At 38.0% G+C, this 22772-nt stretch carries 18 protein-coding genes; 6 read left to right on the top strand and 12 right to left on the bottom strand.

From position 1 onward, the window contains the following. The first annotated feature begins 21 nt into the window (after positions 1-21). Positions 22-1419, top strand: a complete 1398-nt coding sequence (fumC, locus tag FEE95_RS10960; protein WP_138657986.1) for a class II fumarate hydratase — start codon at positions 22-24, stop codon at positions 1417-1419. A gap of 174 nt (positions 1420-1593) precedes the next feature. On the opposite strand, the gene FEE95_RS10955 is transcribed toward fumC, so the two are convergent. Continuing rightward, on the bottom strand, positions 1594-2481 hold the full coding sequence (locus FEE95_RS10955; protein ID WP_138657985.1) for a hypothetical protein: 888 nt from the start codon (positions 2479-2481) through the stop codon (positions 1594-1596). Between the two features lie 175 nt (positions 2482-2656). Between FEE95_RS10955 and FEE95_RS10950 the strand changes: the two genes are divergently transcribed. Together FEE95_RS10950 and FEE95_RS10945 are read left to right on the top strand one after the other, a co-directional pair. Next, positions 2657-3124, top strand: coding sequence for a GNAT family N-acetyltransferase (locus tag FEE95_RS10950; RefSeq protein WP_138657984.1), 468 nt, complete (start codon positions 2657-2659; stop codon positions 3122-3124). 124 nt (positions 3125-3248) lie between these two features. Further along, positions 3249-4046, top strand: coding sequence for an MBL fold metallo-hydrolase (locus tag FEE95_RS10945; RefSeq protein ID WP_138658592.1), 798 nt, complete (start codon positions 3249-3251; stop codon positions 4044-4046). 83 nt (positions 4047-4129) lie between these two features. Here the strand turns inward: FEE95_RS10945 and ettA are convergent, their stop codons facing one another. From ettA to FEE95_RS10930, 3 genes are all read right to left on the bottom strand, one after another. Then, positions 4130-5821, bottom strand: a complete 1692-nt coding sequence (gene ettA, locus FEE95_RS10940) for an energy-dependent translational throttle protein EttA (RefSeq protein WP_138657983.1) — start codon at positions 5819-5821, stop codon at positions 4130-4132. 54 nt (positions 5822-5875) lie between these two features. After that, entirely contained in the window at positions 5876-6058 is a 183-nt protein-coding gene (locus tag FEE95_RS10935; RefSeq protein WP_138657982.1) for a CAL67264 family membrane protein, read from the bottom strand. A gap of 85 nt (positions 6059-6143) precedes the next feature. Next, positions 6144-7124: a Gfo/Idh/MocA family protein gene (locus FEE95_RS10930; RefSeq protein WP_138657981.1), complete on the bottom strand. Its 981-nt coding sequence runs from the start codon at positions 7122-7124 to the stop codon at positions 6144-6146. Between the two features lie 74 nt (positions 7125-7198). On the opposite strand from FEE95_RS10930, the gene FEE95_RS10925 reads away from it, so the two are divergent. Continuing rightward, positions 7199-8827, top strand: a complete 1629-nt coding sequence (locus FEE95_RS10925) for an acyl-CoA carboxylase subunit beta (RefSeq protein WP_138657980.1) — start codon at positions 7199-7201, stop codon at positions 8825-8827. 5 nt (positions 8828-8832) lie between these two features. Here FEE95_RS10925 and FEE95_RS10920 read toward each other — a convergent pair whose 3' ends face one another. From FEE95_RS10920 to FEE95_RS10900, 5 genes are all read right to left on the bottom strand, one after another. Further along, positions 8833-10599 (bottom strand): carboxypeptidase-like regulatory domain-containing protein, encoded by a 1767-nt coding sequence (locus tag FEE95_RS10920; protein ID WP_138657979.1) that lies wholly within the window; start codon positions 10597-10599, stop codon positions 8833-8835. 115 nt (positions 10600-10714) lie between these two features. Then, the gene (locus FEE95_RS10915) at positions 10715-12457 is read right to left on the bottom strand and encodes a carboxypeptidase-like regulatory domain-containing protein (RefSeq protein WP_138657978.1); all 1743 of its coding nucleotides are present in this window, start codon (positions 12455-12457) and stop codon (positions 10715-10717) included. Positions 12458-12462: 5 nt separating this feature from the next. Continuing rightward, positions 12463-14205 (bottom strand): TonB-dependent receptor plug domain-containing protein, encoded by a 1743-nt coding sequence (locus FEE95_RS10910; protein WP_138657977.1) that lies wholly within the window; start codon positions 14203-14205, stop codon positions 12463-12465. 381 nt (positions 14206-14586) lie between these two features. Beyond that, entirely contained in the window at positions 14587-16362 is a 1776-nt protein-coding gene (locus FEE95_RS10905) for a SusC/RagA family TonB-linked outer membrane protein (protein WP_138657976.1), read from the bottom strand. Positions 16363-16678: 316 nt separating this feature from the next. Continuing rightward, positions 16679-18025: a M24 family metallopeptidase gene (locus FEE95_RS10900; RefSeq protein WP_138657975.1), complete on the bottom strand. Its 1347-nt coding sequence runs from the start codon at positions 18023-18025 to the stop codon at positions 16679-16681. A gap of 67 nt (positions 18026-18092) precedes the next feature. Between FEE95_RS10900 and FEE95_RS10895 the strand changes: the two genes are divergently transcribed. Next, on the top strand, positions 18093-18845 hold the full coding sequence (locus FEE95_RS10895) for an SGNH/GDSL hydrolase family protein (protein ID WP_138657974.1): 753 nt from the start codon (positions 18093-18095) through the stop codon (positions 18843-18845). Here FEE95_RS10895 and FEE95_RS10890 read toward each other — a convergent pair. Genes FEE95_RS10890 through FEE95_RS10880 form a run of 3 tightly spaced genes read right to left on the bottom strand, consistent with a single transcriptional unit; the run spans position 18842 to position 21934 of the window. Then, positions 18842-19945 (bottom strand): AMP-binding protein, encoded by a 1104-nt coding sequence (locus FEE95_RS10890; RefSeq protein WP_238474559.1) that lies wholly within the window; start codon positions 19943-19945, stop codon positions 18842-18844. The genes FEE95_RS10895 and FEE95_RS10890 overlap by 4 nt on opposite strands. Beyond that, positions 19908-20891, bottom strand: a complete 984-nt coding sequence (locus FEE95_RS10885) for a CPBP family intramembrane glutamic endopeptidase (protein WP_138657973.1) — start codon at positions 20889-20891, stop codon at positions 19908-19910. The genes FEE95_RS10890 and FEE95_RS10885 overlap by 38 nt, the downstream gene beginning before the upstream one ends. Then, positions 20882-21934: an o-succinylbenzoate synthase gene (locus FEE95_RS10880; RefSeq protein ID WP_138657972.1), complete on the bottom strand. Its 1053-nt coding sequence runs from the start codon at positions 21932-21934 to the stop codon at positions 20882-20884. Before FEE95_RS10880 ends, FEE95_RS10885 begins: the two co-directional genes overlap by 10 nt. 48 nt (positions 21935-21982) lie before the next feature. Between FEE95_RS10880 and FEE95_RS10875 the strand changes: the two genes are divergently transcribed. Beyond that, positions 21983-22771, top strand: a complete 789-nt coding sequence (locus FEE95_RS10875; protein ID WP_171037047.1) for an SDR family oxidoreductase — start codon at positions 21983-21985, stop codon at positions 22769-22771. Position 22772 lies beyond the last annotated feature (1 nt).

Raw genomic sequence — 22772 nt, 5'->3', positions numbered from 1 at the left:
GAATTGAAAAATCACCAAAACATGAGTTTTAGAATAGAAAAAGACACGATGGGTAAGGTTGAAGTCCCATCTGATAAATATTGGGGTGCACAAACCGAACGTTCGCGGAATAACTTTAAAATAGGTTCTGCTGGCTCAATGCCTCTAGATGTGGTTTACGGATTTGCTTATTTAAAAAAGGCAGCGGCATATACCAATTGTGAATTAGGGGCTTTATCTGAGGAAAAACGTGATATGATAGCTGCCGTTTGTGATGAGATTTTAGAAGGAAAACACGATAATCAGTTTCCTTTGGTCATTTGGCAAACTGGTTCTGGCACACAAAGCAATATGAATGTGAATGAAGTAATTGCCAATCGTGCACATGAAATGGCCGGTAAAGTAATAGGAGAAGGCGAAAAGACGATTCAACCCAATGATGATGTCAATAAATCCCAATCATCTAATGATACATTCCCTACAGGAATGCATATTGCCGCCTATAAGAAAATTGTTGAAACCACCATTCCTGGAGTGACCCAATTACGCGATACACTAGCTAAGAAATCCGAAATATTTAAAGATGTCGTCAAAATAGGTCGCACCCATTTAATGGATGCTACTCCCCTAACCTTGGGTCAAGAATTCTCGGGTTACGTATCTCAACTAGACCATGGACTTAAAGCCTTACGAAATACTCTAGATCATCTTAGTGAGCTAGCTCTTGGTGGGACAGCTGTTGGCACGGGACTTAACACTCCGGCCGGATATGATGTTCTTGTGGCGAAATATATTGCTGAATTCACAGGCTTACCATTTAAAACAGCAGACAACAAGTTTGAAGCTTTGGCGGCGCATGATGCCGTTGTAGAAACCCATGGTTCATTAAAACAACTTGCAGTATCTCTTAACAAGATTGCGAATGACATTCGCATGATGGCATCAGGGCCTCGCTCAGGGATTGGAGAAATTGTAATTCCTGCAAATGAGCCTGGAAGTTCTATTATGCCAGGAAAAGTGAACCCTACCCAATGTGAAGCGCTTACTATGGTTTGCGCACAAGTAATGGGTAATGATGTGGCTATAAGTGTTGGTGGTACACAGGGGCATTATGAACTAAATGTATTCAAGCCAATGATGGCGGCAAACATTCTACAATCCGCAGAACTTATTGGGGATGCCTGCGTAAGTTTTGATGTAAACTGCGCAGCGGGAATCGAACCAAATCGTGAAGTGATCAAAGAACTACTGAACAATTCTTTAATGTTAGTTACTGCTTTGAATACTAAAATCGGCTATTACAAAGCCGCAGAAATAGCAAATACAGCGCATAAAAACGGAACCACATTAAAAACAGAAGCCGTTAACCTTGGCTATGTTACTGCTGAAGAATATGATGCATGGGTAAAACCTGAGAACATGGTTGGGAGTTTGAAATAGAAAAAGCATACCCCAACCCGAAAGGGTGGACTTCTTTCTATTTTCAATCCCAAATCAACCTGTTTTAAATCCCTTTAGGGTTTGGAAAATCACAACTGGTAACCTTAATCTAAAACATAAAAAAAGGGTCAATCTTTAAAGATTGACCCCTTTTTATTAATGGATAGTGTATAATTACTTCAATGTGAACTTAGAAGTTCCCAATAACTTTAGTCCGTCATCATAAACGTTCACCATGTAATTTCCTTTTTGGAAATCCCCAGCTGGCTTACTGATATAATCACATACATCTAAAGCTTTATTTTCATAATAGAAGTTGGTTCCTTTACTGTATGTTACAGAGGCACCTGCATCATTTGTTTTAGAATAGCTCTCACCTAATACGTTTCCTTGAGGATCAAGAACTTCCAAGAAAAACTCTCTGTCACCAGCTCCAGCAATCGAATTCTTCGCTATGGTAAAACAAATTTTAAATTTGTCAGTAGACTTGGCTCTAGAAGTAGAAACTAATTTTCCGCTCTTTCGCTCCTTTACAGCATCCACGTTAAAAGTATTCAAATTCAAAGCTGAACCTTTTTCAACTACATCAGCCAATTGCGTATTCTGAACTACTAAAGAATCATTGAAGACAGTTTGCTTTTCTAACTCAGTGTATGTAGAATCACGTTGCATGGCTATTAAAGTGTTTGATGTCTTTAAAGAATCAACTTGCTTCAATAACTGCGCTCTTTCAGCTTTTAAAACGCTCACCTGTCTTCTGTATCTAGATAAAGAAGAAATATCCGCTTTCATAGTTTTAACAGAATCGATATATTTTGCGATATTATCTCTAGCAGAAACTAGCTCCTCGTTTGTAGCGTTGCTCTCTAAGATCGCTTTGTCATATTCAGACTTTAAGCTATTTAAATCTTCAACTACCAACTCTTTTTCTGAAGATAATACAGCCTCGTTCTTTTTCTTTTCTTGATAAAGACTAACTGTATAGATGATAACACCTAATAGTACTACGCCAAGCAAGCCAGCTAATACCTTTAATCCGTTGTTACTTTTTGTTTCAGTCATAATGTAAAAATTAATTACTCTCGTTAATTTGTGAATAAGTATTTGTTTGTATCAGTCTATATACGGCTGGATTTTCAGTTTAGATTTTTTGGATGAAAAAAATTAGATTGAAGTGAAACCCAATCCGTTGAAAGTCCTAACTTTATCGATGAAACACATTAGTTCAAAAAAAAGTATGTCTTTGAAAATATTTCCTTTTGAGTCTAAATATGCTGGTCATTTCAAGGATTTAAACATCGCTTGGCTTGAAAAATACTTCTATGTAGAGCCTAAAGATGAAGTCCTTCTAAGTGATTGTGAGAATTCTATCTTAGGTGTTGGTGGTTATATTTTTATGGCGGAATATGAAAATGCCATTGTTGGATGCTTTTCTCTCATACCTTATAAGAATAATCATTTTGAGTTGGGAAAAATGGCGGTGGATACAAATTATCAGGGACTAAGAATCGGTCAACAACTGCTATCCTTTGCTATTGATTTTGCCAAAAAGAATAAATGGGAGGCTATCACGCTGTATTCCAGTACAAAACTCCCCACCGCACTACATATTTATCGCAAATACGGATTTAAAGATGTAGAACTTGAAAAAGATTTGCCCTATGCCCGAAGTGATGTGAAGATGGAGCTGAATTTAGCAGGGTGAAGAGTTTGGATGCACGGAGTCTGCCGCACGATGTTCGTTTGAATTATTATCTTTCTTTAAAAAGATTTATAAGTGGCCTTAGAAATCTCAAGTAGATAAAAACTTAATATAGATTTATATAATGATGAAAAGAACGCTCATACTACTAATAGGATGTGTCCTACTTACCGGATGCAAAGAAAAACAGTACGCGAAGCCAATTGATATAGCCAAAAAAGAAGGTTCTACCGCAGGGGCGAAAACACAGGAAGCTACAATAAAAATCATTCCAATAGAACATGCGACTGCCATTTTAGAATGGAATGACATTACCATATATATGGATCCCGTTGGCGGCTCGGAAGCTTTTGAAGGCCAAAAACAACCCGATTTAATTCTCATCACGGATGTTCATGGAGATCATTTAAGTGTTGAAACCTTGGAAGCTTTAAACACATCAAAAGCAAAAATTATGGTATCGCAGGCCGTAGCGGATAAAATTCCTAGTGATTTTACACCTCAACTTGATATTTTAGACAACGGAGATTCCAAAGAGCGCTATGGAATTACCGTTGAAGCCATACCCATGTATAATCTTCGAGAAGAAGCGTTAAAATTTCATGCGAAAGGAAGAGGAAACGGATATGTACTCAATATTGGAGGAGAACGTATTTATTTCTCGGGAGATACAGAGGATATTCCCGAGATGAGGGCTTTGCAGCATATTGATAAAGCCTTTATCTGCATGAACTTACCCTATACCATGACTCCCGAAAGTGCTGCAAGTGCTGTTTTAGAGTTCAAACCCAAGCAGGTATACCCATATCATTATAGAGGAAGACCTGATGTTAGTGATTTAGCCAAATTTAAAGCAATGGTCTATGCAGGAAATCCGGATTTAGAAGTTGTGCAGCTGGATTGGTATCCTAATGATACCTATTAAAGTCTCCGTCACATCGAGCGGAGTCGAGATGTATTCTCAACTTACATGTTCTCGATTCCGCTCGAACTGACAGGGAGTAACGATTATCGAATCAATTTCTTATACTTAATACGTTTCGGAATCAAATCCCCACCCAAACGTTTCTTCTTGTTTTCTTCATAATCTGAGAATGAACCTTCAAAGAAATACACTTGGGAATCTCCTTCAAAGGCCAAGATATGCGTACAGATTCTATCTAAAAACCATCTGTCGTGCGAAATAACCACCGCACATCCCGCGAAATTTTCAAGACCTTCTTCTAATGCACGTAAAGTATTGACATCTAAATCATTAGTAGGCTCATCTAAAAGTAAAACATTACCTTCTTCTTTCAGCGTCATGGCTAGATGAAGACGGTTACGTTCACCACCAGAAAGCATACTTACCTTTTTGTTTTGCTCACTCCCCGAAAAATTGAAACGACTTAAATAGGCTCTGGAATTTACTTGGCGTCCGCCCATCATAACCAACTCCTGTTCATCAGAAAAGTTCTGCCAAATCGTTTTTTCAGGATCGATGTTGGAATGTTTCTGATCTACATAAGCGAGTTTTGCGGTATCCCCAACTACGAATTCTCCCTTATCAGGGGTCTCTTCACCCATTATCATTCTGAAAATGGTGGTCTTACCAGCACCATTCGGACCAATAACACCCACAATTCCCGCTTGAGGCAAGGTAAAGTTCAAGTCTTCATAAAGCAATTTATCATCATAGCCTTTACTAACTCCTTTGGCCTCAATTACATTCGTGCCTAATCGTGGTCCGTTTGGAATATAGATTTCGAGCTTCTCATCAAGTTGCTTTTGGTCTTGACTCATGAGTTTATCGTAGTTTTTCAAACGTGCTTTTTGCTTTGTCTGTCTGCCCTTAGCACCTTGACGAACCCATTCTAACTCTCGCTCCAGGGTTTTTTGACGTTTTGATGCGGATTTACTTTCCTGAGCCAAACGCTTTGATTTTTGATCTAACCAACTAGAATAGTTGCCTTTCCAAGGAATTCCTTCTCCCCTATCCAATTCAAGAATCCAGCCCGCCACATTATCCAAGAAATACCTATCGTGTGTTACGGCGATAACAGTCCCCTTGTATTGGGCCAAATGATGTTCTAACCAATGTACTGATTCAGCATCTAAATGGTTGGTAGGCTCATCTAAAAGTAGAATTTCAGGTTCTTGAAGCAACAATCGGCATAGCGCAACACGCCTTCTTTCCCCTCCGGATAGTACACCAATCTTCTTATCGGAATCCGGGGTCCTTAAGGCATCCATCGCAATTTCTAGCTTGGTATCTAACTCCCAGGCATTGGAAGCATCAATCTGATCCTGCAGGGTCGCTTGCTTATCCATCAACTTCTGCATCTTATCCGCATCTTCATAAACTTCCGGCAAGCCGAACATATCATTGATTTTGTTGTACTCGTCAAGTATGGCTACAGTTTCAGCCACACCTTCCTTTACAATCTCCAGAACGGTCTTATCTTCATCCAATTGCGGCTCTTGTTCCAAGTATCCTACATTATAACCAGGGGAAAAAACAACATCACCTTGGTAGTTTTTATCCACTCCAGCAATAATCTTTAGCAAAGTAGACTTACCAGAACCGTTAAGTCCTAGTATACCAATTTTAGCTCCGTAGAAAAAACTTAGGTATATATTTTTGAGTACCGGTGTATTAGCAGTTTTAAAGGTCTTGGTCACCCCAGACATTGAAAAAATGACCTTTTTATCGTCAGACATTTATAAATGTATTTTTGAATTTGAATTTGAAATTTGTGTTTGAAATTGAGCTTCTTAAACTCTTCCTTTAAGGGCATTAAAAACCCATGCGATGGCAAAAAATCCGATTCCTACCGAAGCAAAGCCCCATCCTGCGACATCATCGTATCTGAAGGCACCAAGTGCAATAAGCGCACAACCTACTAAAATCATTATGAAAGTCGCCCAAGCGAGCACGGTATTTTTGTTCATTCCCATCGTGTAAATTTTTGGTTGGTTTGGTTTGTGGTAGCGTCAAATATCGTGAAAAATACAGGAAATACCCCGATGATTTAACACTTTATTATTCAAATGGAAAAACAACACCAGACTGCCGTCTCACTTCATCTAGAAGGCTTATAAGGTCGATGCTATTTTGATGACTCCATAGGTCACTTTGCAATTTGCCCTTTTTTAAGCAATAATGAACTTCCTCGATTTCATGCGAGTATCCTTTGCCTTTAGTGGGCAAATCGACTCTTTTTTCAGAATTCTTAATATATATTGAAAATCCATCTGTTTCATGCCATCTGGGATCGATATAAATAGAACCCTTGGTCCCCTGAATTTCTGCTCGCATTGATGATTCTGAAGTCAATCCACTATACAAAATGGCTTGTGCCTCTTCATATTCAAAAATCATTGAGGTCTGTATTTCGGCTCCCGTTTTATGAAAATTCGAAGTGGAATGAATTCGCAGCGGCTTCCCCAGAATTAAATACGCCAAAAATACCGGGTAAATACCGATGTCTAGAATGGAACCTCCTGCCAAATCCGGATTCAATATACGCCCCTTTTCATCTGCATTCAATCCGTAAAAAGCAAAATCAGCGTTTAAATAGCTTACTCGACCAAGTTTCCCCTTATCTATAAACCGTTTTACCTTTTGAATTGCGGGATTGAAACGACTCCATAATGCCTCCATCAGAAAGACCTTGTTGTCCCTGGCTGTAGAAATCATTTCTTGTACCTCAGCTAGATTTATTCCTAAAGGTTTTTCACACAAGACATGTTTTCCAGCTTGCATGGCTTTGATTGTCCATTCCATGTGACCCGTGTGAGGCGTTGCTATATAAATCACATCAACAGTATCACAGCTAAAAAGTTCTTCATAACTACCGAAAGCATACTCGGCATCATTCTTTTGAACAAAAGATTCAGCACGCTTCAAAGATCGTGAAGCAACAGCGATCAATTTACCATCTTTCACCAATTTCAGGTCATCAACAAACTTTTGGGCAATTTTACCTGGACCTAGTATGCCCCATCCTATTGAGCTCTTCATACACTACGATTATTTCCTCAAAAGTAGTCAATTTAAGTACTTATCTTTATGCCATAATTGAAACTAAAACATACATGGACCTTAAGTTCAATAAAAACGAAGACCATAATAAATTACTAGTCTCAGAACTAAAAAAACGCCTTGCCCAAGTAAAGTTAGGTGGTGGAAAGAGTCGCATTGAAAAGCAACATGCCAAAGGAAAAATGACAGCGAGAGAGCGTATAGCGTACCTTTTGGATGATGATTCTAAAGCAGTTGAAATTGGGGCCTTGGTAGGCGAAGGCATGTACGAAGAGCATGGAGGTTGCCCATCAGGTGGGGTCGTTATTAAAATAGGTCATATTAAAGGTAAGCAATGCATTGTTGTTGCAAACGATGCGACAGTAAAGGCTGGTGCTTGGTTTCCTATTACGGGAAAGAAAAATTTACGTGCTCAAGAAATCGCTATTGAAAATAGACTTCCCATCATTTATTTGGTGGATAGTGCAGGTGTATACTTACCCATGCAGGATGAAATATTTCCAGACAAGGAGCACTTTGGACGTATTTTCAGAAACAATGCCGTAATGAGTAGTATGGGAATTACCCAGATTTCAGCAGTTATGGGAAGCTGCGTCGCAGGTGGGGCCTACTTGCCCATCATGAGTGATGAAGCTTTGATAGTTGATAAAACCGGAAGTATTTTCTTAGCCGGAAGCTATTTGGTAAAAGCGGCAATTGGGGAGTCCATAGATAATGAAACTCTTGGGGGTGCATCCACCCATTGCGAAATTAGCGGTGTTACCGATTATAAGGCTAAGGATGATAAAGATGCCCTAGATAAGATTAAGAATATCGTTGGAAAAATTGGCGATTTTGACAAGACTGGTTATAATCGTGAGAAAGCCCAGAAGCCCAAATTAGACCCTAAAGAATTATATGGCACTCTACCCAAAATGCGTCATGACCAATATGACATGCTCGAAGTCATAAATCGTTTGGTTGATAATTCTGAATTCGAACAATACAAAGAAGACTACGGAAAAACTATTTTAACAGGTTACGCGCGTATTGATGGATGGGCCGTTGGCATTGTTGCCAATCAACGTAAGGTGGTTAAGAACGCCAAAGGAGAAATGCAATTTGGCGGGGTTATCTATTCCGATTCTGCGGATAAAGCCACTCGTTTTATTGCCAATTGCAATCAAAAGAAAATTCCATTGGTCTTTCTGCAAGATGTAACCGGATTTATGGTGGGAAGCAAAAGCGAGCATGGTGGAATCATCAAAGACGGCGCAAAAATGGTAAATGCGGTTAGTAATTCCGTGGTTCCAAAATTCACCGTAGTTATCGGAAACAGTTATGGTGCAGGAAATTACGCCATGTGTGGAAAAGCATATGACCCAAGACTAATTGTTGCTTGGCCAAGCGCTGAACTTGCTGTAATGAGTGGAAATTCAGCCGCTAAGGTATTACTCCAAATCGAAACAGCCTCTTTAAAAAAGAAAGGTGAAACCATTACTAAAGAAAAGGAGGCAGAACTTTTTAATAAAATCAAAGACCGTTACGATAATCAGGTTTCCCCTTATTATGCTGCCGCTCGTTTGTGGACGGATGCTATCATCGAACCGACAGACACCCGTAAGTGGATTTCGATGGGGATTGAGGCCGCTAATCATGCACCGATTGAAAAGCCTTTTAATCTTGGAGTTTTGCAGGTATAATCTTTCTAATAGGAACCTACGAGAAGATTACTTTTTTGTAAGGTAAATAATTCTTGTACTTGACCTTTAATTGAAAGTCGGTAAAGCTTAGTTTCTAATCTTTCTGTGGCCAACCCAAAATCGTATTGAATAGTAGCTCGAAGATAGGTCGGTTTGATTCTAGTATTCCCCAGATAATTTACATTGATTTTCCATTCTCCATTTTGAGCATTTTCTGGAATATAATACTCTTTTGATGTAGCAACTTGAGGAAAATTCGTGTGTCTTAGCTCTGATTCTTCCATTGAGTTATCCCAAACAAAGAAATTCTTGGCGGGATCTACAAAGTGAAAAAGGAAACCTGCTTGGTCATCGTTCCATTCAAACGTGATTCGGGTTCCCTTTGTTTCGTTGGAATTTGACTCAAGGTCTATTTTCTCATCCCTTAAATTTTTAACCAAACTTGCAAACTCGGTTACAAGGATTTCATGAGAACCATCTATTTCAGGAGAAAGTATTTTGTTTTCAATAAGACGTTCATATCGCCCTATAATTGATAAGGCTTTTTGGGCTTTATCCGTTTGCGTGAACATCTGCGACAAATCCAAATAAGATTGCGGAGAATGTGGCCAATGTTTGAGAACATCAACATATACTTTGGTAGCGGCCTCATTATCACCGTAATGCTGAAGAATTAGTCCCAAACCACGTAATAACTCAATATCTTTCTTATCTAGAATTCCTGATTCATCAATAACTTGATTATGGAATCCTTTATCGAAGTACGTTTCAAGAAAATAATTCACTACATCCAAAACAAAGTACGACTCATTTTGATAAACCATCCTGTATTTGGCATAGGTAGTAACTGCACTTTCAAAATTCTTCGAACCATACAACTCCTTCAGATAAAGAGGCCAGTTTTTAACTTCTTGACTTTGTTTGATTGTTTTGGCCTGATAGGTCTTTTTAGAGTTTTGTTCCGCCCTAAAAGCCAACTGGGCTTTGCTTGGAGAATAATTTGCTGATTTCGTATTAATTATAAATAGGCCGCCTCGAGCGACAGAACCATACATCGAAGTACCGGCAAGGCCTGGAACCTTGGCAATTCTTTTGATATTAGTAAGGTCAACAAAAAATGGAGGATCTTGATAAATTGCACCATCGACCTCATAAGCGGCTGGCGAAGGATTTAAAATGGATCCGGAACCACGTAAATAGATTACGCCATCAGGATCATCAGGACTTGTTCTTTCTTCGGGACTGCCTCTTTTTGATATTCTTACTCCAGCAAACAAATTTTGCAATACGGCCAATATATTTCCCGAAGCATTATTTACTTCATCACCCTCCCTTATCTCCATCGAATATCCAGAAACCTTTTTATCCATTAAAAGAAACTTACTTTTTACTATATCCTGTTGGATATTGTAAGCATCGAACAAGGCCTTCTGGGACCTCACGCGATAGCTGTTTTTCTGGACAGTAACACCATCTAATTCATTAATTTCTGGAAGCAATACCACATTATGGGTCCTTGAAATATCTTTCACTTTATGAATCTGACTCACTTTACCTTGATAGGAATAAATAAGAACATCATTGTTAAAAACTGTTAGTTCATAATACCCTTTATTGTCGGTGTAGGTGCCAACTGCCGAGTTTTTAATATATACATTCACCTTTTCCAACGGACTCTCACCATCAGTAACGTAACCGGAAATTTGTATTTCTTGCTGCGAGAAAGTAAGGAAGGGAAAAATTAAAACTACTATTATAATAAGCCTGTTCATAATGGTTGGTTTTGTCTTAATTTATGAATTTTATGCTTGTTAAGCAACCGCATAATTATACGACCCAAAGTTTATAAGATCTAGAAAACAAAAAAAGAAAGTTAGCCTGCTTCAACTAATTCGCCGAAACAATCCCAGAATTATTTAAATCAAACAGCTGTTGGTTCACATTTCTTAGAGCCAATCGATACACTTTGACTTCTTTTTTTTGAGAAGTATCGCCGTAATTGTAGTAGGTCGTAACTTTTAAATAAGAAGGTTCTAACTTCTTGTTTCCTTTATAATTGATATTTATCTGCCATTTGCCGGGCAGCGAACCATCTATCAAAAATTCCTCACAAGAATATCCTTTTTCCTTTTCGTCAATAATTCTTGACGGGTTCACTTCCATAGTATGCTCCCAGGTATAATAGTGTTTTTGGGGATTCACGAACTGAAGTTCGAATTCAGCTTCATTATCATTCCATTCAAAAAGTAGACGCGTTCCGTCGAATTCGGTGTATTTTTCGGAACGATTCGTTGTCTTTCCCCCTTCCATCACTTTATCACCCTCTATTGCAAGAAGGTTTTCTGCCTCCCTCTCTATTATTGAGGAAATTCCTAAACTATCAGATTTTAAAAACCCTTGGTCTACCAAATAATTATATCTGGCAAAAAGAGCAGCAGATTTTTTATAATTCCCAATATCACGGTAGCTACTTGCCATATCTAAATATGATTGCGAATATTTTGGCCTTAGGACAAATATCCTTTCGTAAAGCTCATTTGCTTCTTTCACTTCTTTATTGGACTCCATATGATATGCCCATGCTTTCAACAATACTGGGTTATCATCAATTGTTTTTATAGCTTCATTTCGTATTTCTACGGCTACCCTTGGATAAGCTTTAGTCATAAAATATTGATATACGTCAATAAAATAATATGGGGAATTCTTATAACTGTTTTTGAACTTTTCATGCAGTTTAAGAGCGGCTTCTGAATTTTCACTTTTGTAGAGTTTTTGTAAATAATCTGGGTATCCTTTTTGATTGGCAGCTTGGGTTATCGCATCATCATAGTATTTGTTATTACGGAGTTTAGCACGATCATAAGGCCGTTTTGTGTTTCCTTCACGGGCTCCATGTAAGCCATTTTTAGTATTTATAAAAATAACACCACCCGCTGCTTTTCTTCCGAAACGTATTAATGCTTGATCTCCATACATAACGCCTACTCGTGTAATATCTTCAATTTTTATACCAGGAGGTAATTGATTCATTAAGCTTCCATCAACTTCAAAAATAGCCCTCGTACTGGTGCGTGAATTCAAAAAAATGGCTTTATCACCAAATTCTACTGTTTTAATACGAATGCCATGTAGTTTTCGACGTAACGCTTCAAAAACGTCTGGAGAACCTTTTAGATCATCTCCTGCCAATGTATAGAACTCAAAAAAAGCAGTATCAGGATTTAAGTACCCTAATGATGTATTGACAATTGTAGAGTCAACTGCATAAGAAATAGCCAAGTCCTTTTGGGAATATCTATTCTTCTTTTTAGTAACTACGACTTCGTCTAATTCTTCGACATCCGGTTGCATTTCTATATTGAGCCTTGTGGTAACATCTTGCACTAGTATTTCCACGGTTTTCATTCCGACAAAAGAAAAGACTAAGAAATCCATCGGCTGCGCTTCAATAATATAAATTCCCCTCTCGTCTGAAAGGGTTCCTATTTCAGTGCCTTTTATAACAATACTGACACCTTGTAAAGGACTAACCCCATCTGTAATTGTTCCTTTAATGGTATTCTTGGTTTCCTGAGAAAGTCCTAAGAACGCAAAAAGGCATGCCAAAGTGCATAGAAATTTTCTCATGGGGTCTAATTTGAAGAAGTACTGCTGGAGTTAACCAAATCAAACAATTGATAATTTACATTTTTGAGTCCCAAACGATAGACACTCACCCTTTTTTGTTGGGAAGGTTTTCCATAATTATAATACCTGGTAACCTTCAAATAGGATGGTTCTAACTTCTTGTTCCCTTTATAATTCATGTTAACCCGCCATATACCAGGTAATGAGCCGTCGACCAAAAACTCCTGACAGGAGTAGCCTTTCTCTTTTTCATCTTTAATCCTTTCTGAATTGGCTAACATTGTATGCTTCCAAGTATGAAAGTGCTTTTCCGGATTAACAAACTGTAGCTCGAATTCGGCTTCACTGTCGTTCCATTCAAAAAGCAAACGAGTTCCGTCGAATTCTGTATACTTGGCAAGGCGTCTTGTTATTTTCCCACCGTCTATAACCTTATCCCCTTCCAGTGCTAACAAATTTTCAGATTCCCTTTCAATCACAGGAAGTATTCCGACACTATCAGAACTTAAAAAACCTTCATTTAAAAGATAATTATGTCTGGCATACATACTAGCTGATTTCTTATAATTTCCTACCTCTCGATAACTTTCTGCCAAATCACGATAAGACTGCGCATAACTCGGCCTCAAAATGAAAACTTGTTCGTAAAGATCTTTAGCTTTTTCATGTTCACCATGTGCATCTAAATGATAGCCCAAAGCTTTTGAGTATACGGGATGGTCCTCAAAAAGATACATTTGATTTTCGATGATTTGATTCGCGTATTCTGTTTCTCTATTTGACATAAAGTAATTGTAAGCGTCTAAAAAATAATGCGGGGCATTTCTATATAGAGCTCTGTTTTTTAAATATATTTCTTTCGCAATTTCTATGCTAGAACTTGCGTACAACTCTTCTAAATAAGTTGGTAGATTTTTATTGATAGACGCTTCATTTAGAGCATCATTTTGATATTTGTTATTTCTGAGTCGAGCCTGATCTTTAAGTTTGCTCGAGCCTATACCAACGGTTCCTACCTTCGTATTAATCACTACTACCCCTCCACCACCTGCAGTACCATATTGCGCGGTACTTGAAAGGCTACTAAGTACAGCGACTCTTTCAATAGCGGCAGGTAAAATCCATAGCGGAGTGTCTTGGAATATTTGGCCATCCACATCGTAAATAGCCGTATTCGATTGAGTAAGGCTCATTACTCCTCTAATTGTCACTCCACCACCTTGTATACAATCTCCAAAAACACGTACTCCTGGCATTTCATTCCGTAATAAATCAAGAATACATAAACTAACATCGGTAATCTGCTCTTTGGGTAAAAATCGAATTGTGCCACCAGAAGTTTCTTTATTTAAGATTCCCCAAGCCGTTCGTATTAAATTGGGGTTTGTTGGATATTCCAAGGCTAACTCTTCTTGGCTTTTTCTATTGCTCCCTTTGACAACAACCTCATCTAGCTCCTCAATCTTTTGGGTCATTTGAACATTCAATATTGTGGTAACATCCTCAACTATGATTTCTACAGTTTCTAGACTGGGATAACTATAACTTATTACATCGCCTATTTCTGCAGAAATAGAATAGGAACCATCTGTTTTGGTCTTGACTAATGTTTCGGAATCCAAAATACGAATCTCTGCATTGGCTAAGGGAGTATTAAAATGGGTCAGTTTCCCTTTGATGTATTTTGATTGTGCTTGAACAACTGTTAAGGAACAAATCAGCAAAAAGAATGTGACGAGATTTTTCATAGTTGAATAGTTTAAAGTGAATTCAAAAAAAGCATCAAATAATATGCCATTATTAACATAAATTTATCGATTTTACTGATTTGATTCGATTTATTCTATTTTTTGTGTTTTTTGATGAATTATTATCGTTTTTTATTTGATTTTCTTAGGATATCCCCATTTTCTTAAACACGGAAAGAAGCAAACTCTCAAAACAAAAAATATAGCTCCCTTTTAAAATACAGGGAAATACGTACAAAAACAAGTGCTCAAGTGTGATAATCCATCAGTTTCAAGTATCATGACCAGGTTAGCTTATGGCCATAAAAATGCCCGCAACTATTTTTCTTAGTTGCAGGCATTTTGTTATCGCTTTAATAGGTAATAAATACCTTTTTTGACTTACTTGTACACCGCTAAATTACTGCCATTCAATTCAAATAGTTTTTGATTTACATCTTTAAGTGCTAAACGAAACACCTCTACTTTCTTTCTTTCATTTTTCTCTCCATAATTGAAGTAGGCTGTAACTTTTACATACGTAGGAGCACCGCTCTCATTACCTCTATACTTCATATTGACCTGCCAATCACCTGGTAGGGTGTCATCTATAAAATACTCAACGATATTGGACTTTGGAGCTTCACCGTTTTGTGACATCATTTGTTCGTCATATGGAGGACTCCACCTAAAGAATTTCTTTTCTGGATTAACAAACTGTAGCTCAAAGTTTGCCTGCTCATCATTCCATTCGAAAACTAGACGTATTCCTGCATCAACAACTTCACTTTTAGCTAGATTCATGTCCGCCTTGCTCATAAATGAGCTACCGTTATTTACAAGGAAAGAATTAAACTCCCTATCTATAATAGGATGGGCACCTTCCTCTTCGACCTGTAAAAATTCATCTTTCAGCAGTTTGTTGTATCGCGCATAGAGATTCGCGGCTTTCTGAATTTCATTTGCTTCGACATAACTATTTGCTAAATCTCTATAAGATTGCGCATAGTTAGATCTTTTCAAGAACACTTTCTTATACATTTCAACGGCCCCTTTCGAATCTGAATCACTTTGCAATAAATAGGCAAAAGCCTTCAACCAAACTGGATTATTCTCAATTTTGGTTTTATTTGCTTCCAAGATGGTTTTTTGAAACTTTTCCCCAGGCCATTTGGTTGAAAAATAAGCATAGGCATCAACAAAGTAATGAGCCGCATTTGCATATTTACCAGCATTACTTTCATAATTACTCTTAGCCTCTTCAAAGTTCTTACTTGCATATAAGGTCTTCAAATATTCAGGCCAATTTTTTCGAATTTGGGCTTGATTTAATGCACCACCTTTATAATCATTGTTTTTTGCCAAGGCGCGATCTACAGGTTTCCCTCCTCCTTTACCTGTTACTGTTCCAGATATTGTGTTGATAATAAATATTCCTCCTTGTGCTACACTCCCATAACGTGATGTAGCAGCGAGGCCTGAAAGCTTGGCAATACGTTTGATACTCCCTATATCTAAAAACAGTGGCGGGGTAGTAAAAAGATTACCATCTACTTCGAATACCGCAGGTGTGGCATTTTCAATAGAACCACCACCTCTCATGAAAATTTCAGCACCGGTTGAACCGGAAAACCCATCATTGCCCTTAACCGTAATACCTGAAAATTGATTCGAGATTGCATTAACAATATCACCGGATGCCATGCTCAATTGGCTTCCATCAACAACTTGCATTGCTACTCCAGATGTCTCTTTGTCTAATATTCCGAAGCTAGTTTTGATTATACCTGGGTCTGTTTCGTAATCCTGAAATAGTTCCTCTTGTGTCCTCTTTGTCTTTTTTTCCTTGGTAACTGTAACGTTATCTAATTCCTGAACCGTCATCTTGAGTGTGGCGTTTAAAGTAAAAGTGCTTTCCCTAACTTCCTTCTTCACCTGATCCATACCCGGATAATCGAAACTAATAATATCACCTACTTTAGTGAGTATGTCATAGCGACCTTTGCTGTCGGTTATGACTTCCTCTTCTCCATCAACTACCTTAACCGTTACGTTGGGTAGCGGAACACTATTGTTAAAAACAATACCTGAAATCCTTTTTAATCCTTCATCGGTATCTTGAGCATTGGCGGCGAGACAAATAATACTTGTTAAAAAAAATAGGAAATACTTTTTCATAGTCATGAATTTCGATTTTTTGTTGGTTTAAACTACAGACGAAAATAATATCACATAAGACATTGTTCTATTAAAGATGTGTTAATCTTTCTTCGCTTTTATGATACCTTTTAGAATTCTATTATAGGACTGAATTTTATTTGAAATGTTACATTTCAACACTATAATTATTCCTATTGAAAAAAAATTGGTAAAAAAAGCCCTAAATAACTATTGAATACTAGTACTTAATCAATTGATAGGGTTGCGATCTTTTTATGGCTTGATTTCAAACTAAGTCACCAAAATGCATGCCATTTACTAAAATAGTTGCCGCTTAATTTCCTTGATGGGTCTTGACCCTTGGAATCAATAGTAGTTCGGTTTGGCGCCCGTTGACATATCTAAAACCAGTTTCTCCAAAAAATCCTGCCTCTTCTAGCATGATTCGGATATCTCGTTTCCATTCGGGAATGGTAATCGTCGTATTTAATTCAATTGCATAAACCGTGTTTGGATTTAAAGGGTAGTTCTCCCCATCATCCTTCATCACACCCCCCTGAGAATCCCACATACCAATGGTAGTACCAGCGGAATGACCATACCAGCCTAGGGGATGTGTGTATATCGAAGGACGTAAACCAGCCGTTTTTGCCTCCGACAAGGCTTTAGCCAGAATTTCATTGCCTGTCCTTCCGGCAACCATATTCGAAGTTAGAAAATCTTGTACACGATTTCCTGCTGCCAAACCGTCAACCAAAAATTTTGGTGCTTTCTTCTCCTCTGGCTTTAAAACATAGGCCAACTCTTGGCAATCAGTATTTAATCGTAAATATGTAATGCCGAAATCACAGTGCAACAAATCTCCTGGAAGGATTACCATATCATCAGGCCTTCCTGAAAAAGAATACAAATGACCGACCAGTTCTTCACTCGAACGTTGTACATCAACCGTTGGATGAAACCAGGTCTCTAAACCGAGTTCCGTTACTTTTTGACGCATCCACCACTCCACCTCTGTGGTTGTAGTAACTCCGGGAGTAATCACCTTTTCTGAAAATGCTTCCGCAATAATATCATGGGTTACATCAACCAATTGATTATAAATTATCATTTCGCGGGATGTGCGGGTTTCAATCCACCGGACGGCTAATTGCTCTGCGGAAACTACTTTTTTCCGATGCTTTTTCGGAAGATTCTGAATGAACTCATCATAGTCGGTTTTATCTAATCCGTCAGCAATATTATGGTCTTTGGAAAAATTCAATCCAATTTTCTTCGGATTCCGTTCCTCTATTAATTGCATCAAACGATTCCATTGGTTAGGTTCCTTTTCTTTATCCCATGCTGACATAATATTCTCTCCGACATTATATCTGGCAACGGCCAACTTCTCAATTGTATTTTTAGCTTTATCCCTGTAAAACAAAAGAATTGTTCTTCTCCTTGCATTTAACCAAGTGGATGGAAGCATTGTTCTAAGAACCGGATCTTCATTGTATTCCCTTGAAATAAGAATCCACATGTCGATATCCGCCATATCCATTAGCTGTGGTAGTAGGTTGTCAAAACGATCTACAAGAATTTCATCCACTACTCTAGCGCGATCTGCCTCACTCAGAACTTGTTGTGCTAATCCGTCAAAACAGAAACAAATTAGAACTAGGATAAACGTTTTTTTCATAATAAGCGGTACTGGTTTATAATGGAATTTTCGAATTGTTCTAAAAATACATTATATCTTTAACCAAATGAAAGTCCAATTCACTTTTTTGGTTTGCATAAAGCTAGCTTTACTTCTAGCCTTCTCTCAAATGGCCTGCTCGTCAGGAGAGAACAGGGAAAATTTACAGAATGAAAAAGAGCCAACTACCTCGATTGATAAGGAAGAAATACTTTTTATCGGGAACAGCCACACTTATTACAACCAAGGAATAGCTTACCATTTAAGTAAGTTCAGAGACGAAGATGATTTAGCCTTTGAACCTCTAATACAAGAAGCTGCAAAAGGTGGCTTCTCTTTACTAGACCATCTGACGGATCAAAGTACAATAGACAAAATTAATGAACGCTCTTGGGACTTCATCATCTTGCAAGAAAATACCTTAGTCGCATCGGAAACATTACCAACTACTATTGAAGCCATGAAATCATTATCAGATATGGCAAAACAACAGGGTGCCGAAGTGTTGCTATTTATGACTTGGCCTTATGAAAATCAGCCAGATATGTTAACGGGAATTAATGACACGTATCGAAATGGATCTTTCCAAACAAATGCTAGATTAGTTACTGTTGGTTTAAAATGGCAATCTATCAATGAGAGTGAAGAAATAGAATTCAACCTGTACGATCAAGATGGAATACATCCTAGCTTGGAAGGAACGTTTTATGCTGCCGCTATGTTCTACAAAGCAATTTACGGTAAACTCCCTTCTGAAAACGTATATCGCGCTGGTTTAGATATCGAATTGGCGAATTATCTGAAAGCCCAAGCGGATTAAAACTTGACAAGACCGAGGCTTTTCTTTCTGTGAATTTTCCCCGTTTCAGTCTCAATAAACTTGGAAACCTTATAAACATTTTTAGGAATCTCAAACCCCTTTAACGCATCTGATTCCTTTAATAGTTGAAGTAATTCATCGGTTTTCATATCTCCCTCAACTACCAAAACCAATTTCTCACCCAGTATCTCATTTGGAAGCCCTGCAACAAAAAACCTGTGATTCAGAAATGATATCAGCTTTGCTTCAATTTGTTCAGGGAAGAGTTTTACTCCACCTGAATTTATAACATTATCAATTCGCCCTAACCATTCAAATTCGGTTTCTGAAACCATGTCGACGATGTCATTTGTAATGACTGGTTTATTAGAAATATGGGGAGCTGTAATTACCAGGCAATCCCTATCATCTATTGAAAAGCTCACATTGGAAATTGCTTTAAAGCTTCTACTGCCACTACTAGGCAGACCATTTATTCTTTTAACCGCAATATGTGTTATGGTTTCGGTCATTCCATAAGTCTCGAAAACGGCTGTTCGTTTTTTCTGTATTTTTTCATGTAGCTTTCTTGAAAGAGCTGCTCCGCCGACAATAAGGGTCTTGATATTTTCTATTTTTTCCAAAGAATTTTCTAGTTGCAAAGGTACCATTGCCGCAAAATCATAAGTTTTTGAAAGTTCAGCTAAAGGATTCGAAGACGGTTCTACATAATCCAATTCCAATCCTAAAACCATTGCTCTTACCAGCATCATCTTCCCCGCAATATAATCCGCCGGAAGACATAAAAGTGCCGTATTTCCCACTTTTAAATCAAAATAATTGCCCGTAGCCAGAGCGGAATTGGCCATTTGACCTTTTTGCAGAAGAATGTTCTTCGGGGTTCCGGTGGAACCCGAGGTGCTGACGCTTATGGTTGGCTTTTCATTCAACCAATCTGCTAAAAAATTACCAATGGATTTTTCAAATGAACTTCCTTCTTTTACTAGATTGTATGCTAATTCTCTTAGCTGCGGTAAAGTATAGGAAATTCCATTCAGTTTGAATCTGAAATGGACTGTACCATCACCTGTCTCCATCGGAGTTTGATTTTGGGTAATCATGTTCGATTAAAGAATCTGAGGAAGGCAGCGAAATTTCTTCCATTTCAGTAGCCCGTTCTAAAACTTTTCCGGCAAGACGCTCTTTCCAATCTGTCCACTTATATTTTTTCGAAAACAAGAATAAAAGGATAGGGAAAATTACCAGTACTGGTACTAAAACATCCCAACCCAATACCGGCTCTGAAATATCGCGATAAATTGAATCTGTTTGAAAGGCGGTCCAATCGGCAGTTACCAAGAGTGCAGTGACTAAATTATTGGCGGCATGGAAACCAAGAGCTAGTTCAAGACCTTCATCCATAAGGGTAAGTATCCCCAGAAAAAATCCTGTTCCTATATAATACACCATAATGCCATAGCCCAATTTTTCCACCTCGGGATTGGCCATATGCATTAACCCAAACAAAACAGATGTAATCACTAATGGTACCCAACGGTTCTTGGCCATAATTCCAATACCCTGCATCATATGACCTCTAAATAGGTATTCTTCAAAACTAGTTTGTAGAGGAATCAGTAAAATTCCAATTACTGCAAGTGTCAAAAAAGGAACTAGCTTAAAATTTAGTTCAAAATCTTCAGGAGAAAAATAAATGCTGATGACCGTAAGAATTATTGTAACAACTGACCAAAGGAAAAAAGAAAAAAAGATTCGTTTCCAATCTATTTTATCCCTAGAGGTTGTTAGCGAGGTTATACTTTGAGAGTGTACCAATTTAGTCCATCCTAAAACAACAAAAAGCCCAACAGCCAAAGGCATCAAAAGAATAACCAATACCGTATTTGCCCCCAACATATCTATCATTTGTTTCATGCTATCTTCTACACTTACGGGAGATAGTTTGGTCATCACATAATTCAAAACCATAAAAGCAATAAAACAAGTCGGAATTATCCAATATTTCCATAATCCGATTTTCCCTTTATAGCCTTGTTCTATATACATAATTCTTTAATTAAGTCGGTTTTCCAGTTTTGGTTTCTTCTGTAATATAGCTTTCCTGCGGCAACTTGCAAAGGGCTATCAAAGTTATTGATGTATAAACTTCCTGTTCCTAAACCTTGCGGCAACTGATTATTTAAAGTAAATGTCCATTGTGCAATAGCATTTAGGCCTATGTTACTTTCTAGAGCGCTGGTAATCCACCAACTGATATTGTATTTTTCTGCCAAGTGAATCCACTCCATACTTCCCTTAAATCCACCTACCAAGCTTGGTTTCAAAATAATATATTGAGGTTGAATGGTTTGTAGCAATTTTTCTTTTTGGGTTGCATCTGAAATTCCTATCAACTCTTCATCTAGTGCAATGTCCAAGGGGGTCTGAGCACAGAGGTTTTTCATTCTCAAAACATTGCCCGGTCGTATAGGTTGTTCAATGGAATGAATACCAAGGTCCGCTAGAATCTTTAATTTGTCCAAAGCCTCAGAAATAGGAAAAGCGCCATTCGCATCAACACGAAGTTCAATTTGTTCTTCGGAATAAGTTCTTCGTATGGATTTCAAAATTGCAACTTCAGTATCGAAGTCTACGGCCCCAATTTTCATTTTTATACAACGGAAGCCTTCCTTTAATTTCTTTTGTATCTGTGATAACATAAAGACTTCATCTCCCATCCAAATAAGACCGTTTATAGCTATTGGGCTTTCTTTCCTCGTAAAATCGGAAGAAAATAATTCGAAAGAATCTTCTGATTCTAGGGATAAAAAAGCCTGTTCAACTCCAAATTGGATACTTGGAAAAGCTTTTAGTTGTTCCCAAAGAGTGTCTTTTCCTAAATGAATATGGTCGCAAGTCCATCGAAGTTTTTCCTTATAATCTGGCACATCATCAAAACTTAGCCCTTTTAGAAGTCCACATTCTCCAATGCCTTCTTTTCCATTATCCTCAAGAATTAGAAACCAAGTTTCTTTTTGCGTAAGCACTCCTCGAGATGTACCGCTTGGACGTTTAAAATCAAGAATGTATTTTTTACAATTAGCCTTCATTCGATAACTTCAAATTTAGCTATATTTTAGCTCTTAAATCGAATGAAAATGAGGATAGACGGGAAAACCATATGGATTACAGGAGCATCTTCAGGCATTGGGGAAGCCCTGACATACGCGCTAGATAATAAAAATTGTAAACTCATCATTTCGTCAAGAAAAAAAGAGGAGCTAGTGCGCGTGAAAAACAATTGTAATAACAAGAGCCTGGTTGACATCGTTTGTTTAGATCTTGCGGATTACGATAGTATGCCAGAAATAGTGGAAAACGTTGTCTCCAATCACGGCCCTATTGATATTTTAATAAATAATGCAGGTTTGAGTCAGCGCTCTTTGATTGCTGAAACCGAGTTAAATGTCTATAAAAAATTAATGGATGTCAACTACCTAGGAACCGTTGCTTTAACCAAGGCACTCCTGCCCCACTTTATAATAAATCAAAATGGCCATTTTGTGACTGTATCTAGCTTAATGGGGAAATTCGGCAGTCCATATCGTTCAGGGTATTGCGGAGCCAAACATGCCCTTCATGGCTTTTTTGATGTGCTACGCATGGAACACGAGAAGGATGGAATATCTGTTACGCTCATCTGTCCAGGGTTCGTAAATACCAATGTAGCCAAAAATGCGCTTACTGCCGACGGAAGTTCTCAAAACAGACAAGATACGGCTACTCAAAATGGATTACCAGTTGCATATTTCGCAAAAAAAATGATTCGAGCTATTGAGAAAAATAGGTTTGAAGCCTATATAGGGCGAATAGAAAAAATAGGGATATATCTACGGGTTTTTCCAAAACTGCTCCACCGTGTTGTACTCAAAAGTACGGTACGCTAAA

It is taken from the genome of Maribacter algarum (ex Zhang et al. 2020) (assembly GCF_005885635.1).
GTDB classification, from domain to species: Bacteria; Bacteroidota; Bacteroidia; order Flavobacteriales; family Flavobacteriaceae; genus Maribacter_C; species Maribacter_C algarum.
The sequence above is the reverse complement of the archived record's forward strand: the minus strand, read 5'-3'. Positions and strand labels throughout refer to the sequence as shown.

Bases quoted from the DNA above. Each gene is read 5' to 3' on its own strand.
- FEE95_RS10925 (WP_138657980.1), top strand. From the start codon at position 7,199: ATGGACCTTAAGTTCAATAAAAACGAAGACCATAATAAATTACTAGTC.
- FEE95_RS10905 (WP_138657976.1), bottom strand. From the start codon at position 16,362: ATGAAAAAGTATTTCCTATTTTTTTTAACAAGTATTATTTGTCTCGCC.
- fumC (WP_138657986.1), top strand. From the start codon at position 22: ATGAGTTTTAGAATAGAAAAAGACACGATGGGTAAGGTTGAAGTCCCA.
- FEE95_RS10955 (WP_138657985.1), bottom strand. From the start codon at position 2,481: ATGACTGAAACAAAAAGTAACAACGGATTAAAGGTATTAGCTGGCTTG.
- FEE95_RS10895 (WP_138657974.1), top strand. From the start codon at position 18,093: ATGAAAGTCCAATTCACTTTTTTGGTTTGCATAAAGCTAGCTTTACTT.
- FEE95_RS10915 (WP_138657978.1), bottom strand. From the start codon at position 12,457: ATGAGAAAATTTCTATGCACTTTGGCATGCCTTTTTGCGTTCTTAGGA.
- FEE95_RS10880 (WP_138657972.1), bottom strand. From the start codon at position 21,934: ATGAAGGCTAATTGTAAAAAATACATTCTTGATTTTAAACGTCCAAGC.
- FEE95_RS10930 (WP_138657981.1), bottom strand. From the start codon at position 7,124: ATGAAGAGCTCAATAGGATGGGGCATACTAGGTCCAGGTAAAATTGCC.
- ettA (WP_138657983.1), bottom strand. From the start codon at position 5,821: ATGTCTGACGATAAAAAGGTCATTTTTTCAATGTCTGGGGTGACCAAG.
- FEE95_RS10945 (WP_138658592.1), top strand. From the start codon at position 3,249: ATGAAAAGAACGCTCATACTACTAATAGGATGTGTCCTACTTACCGGA.
- FEE95_RS10950 (WP_138657984.1), top strand. From the start codon at position 2,657: ATGTCTTTGAAAATATTTCCTTTTGAGTCTAAATATGCTGGTCATTTC.
- FEE95_RS10875 (WP_171037047.1), top strand. From the start codon at position 21,983: ATGAGGATAGACGGGAAAACCATATGGATTACAGGAGCATCTTCAGGC.
- FEE95_RS10910 (WP_138657977.1), bottom strand. From the start codon at position 14,205: ATGAAAAATCTCGTCACATTCTTTTTGCTGATTTGTTCCTTAACAGTT.
- FEE95_RS10900 (WP_138657975.1), bottom strand. From the start codon at position 18,025: ATGAAAAAAACGTTTATCCTAGTTCTAATTTGTTTCTGTTTTGACGGA.
- FEE95_RS10935 (WP_138657982.1), bottom strand. From the start codon at position 6,058: ATGGGAATGAACAAAAATACCGTGCTCGCTTGGGCGACTTTCATAATG.
- FEE95_RS10890 (WP_238474559.1), bottom strand. From the start codon at position 19,945: ATGATTACCCAAAATCAAACTCCGATGGAGACAGGTGATGGTACAGTC.
- FEE95_RS10885 (WP_138657973.1), bottom strand. From the start codon at position 20,891: ATGTATATAGAACAAGGCTATAAAGGGAAAATCGGATTATGGAAATAT.
- FEE95_RS10920 (WP_138657979.1), bottom strand. From the start codon at position 10,599: ATGAACAGGCTTATTATAATAGTAGTTTTAATTTTTCCCTTCCTTACT.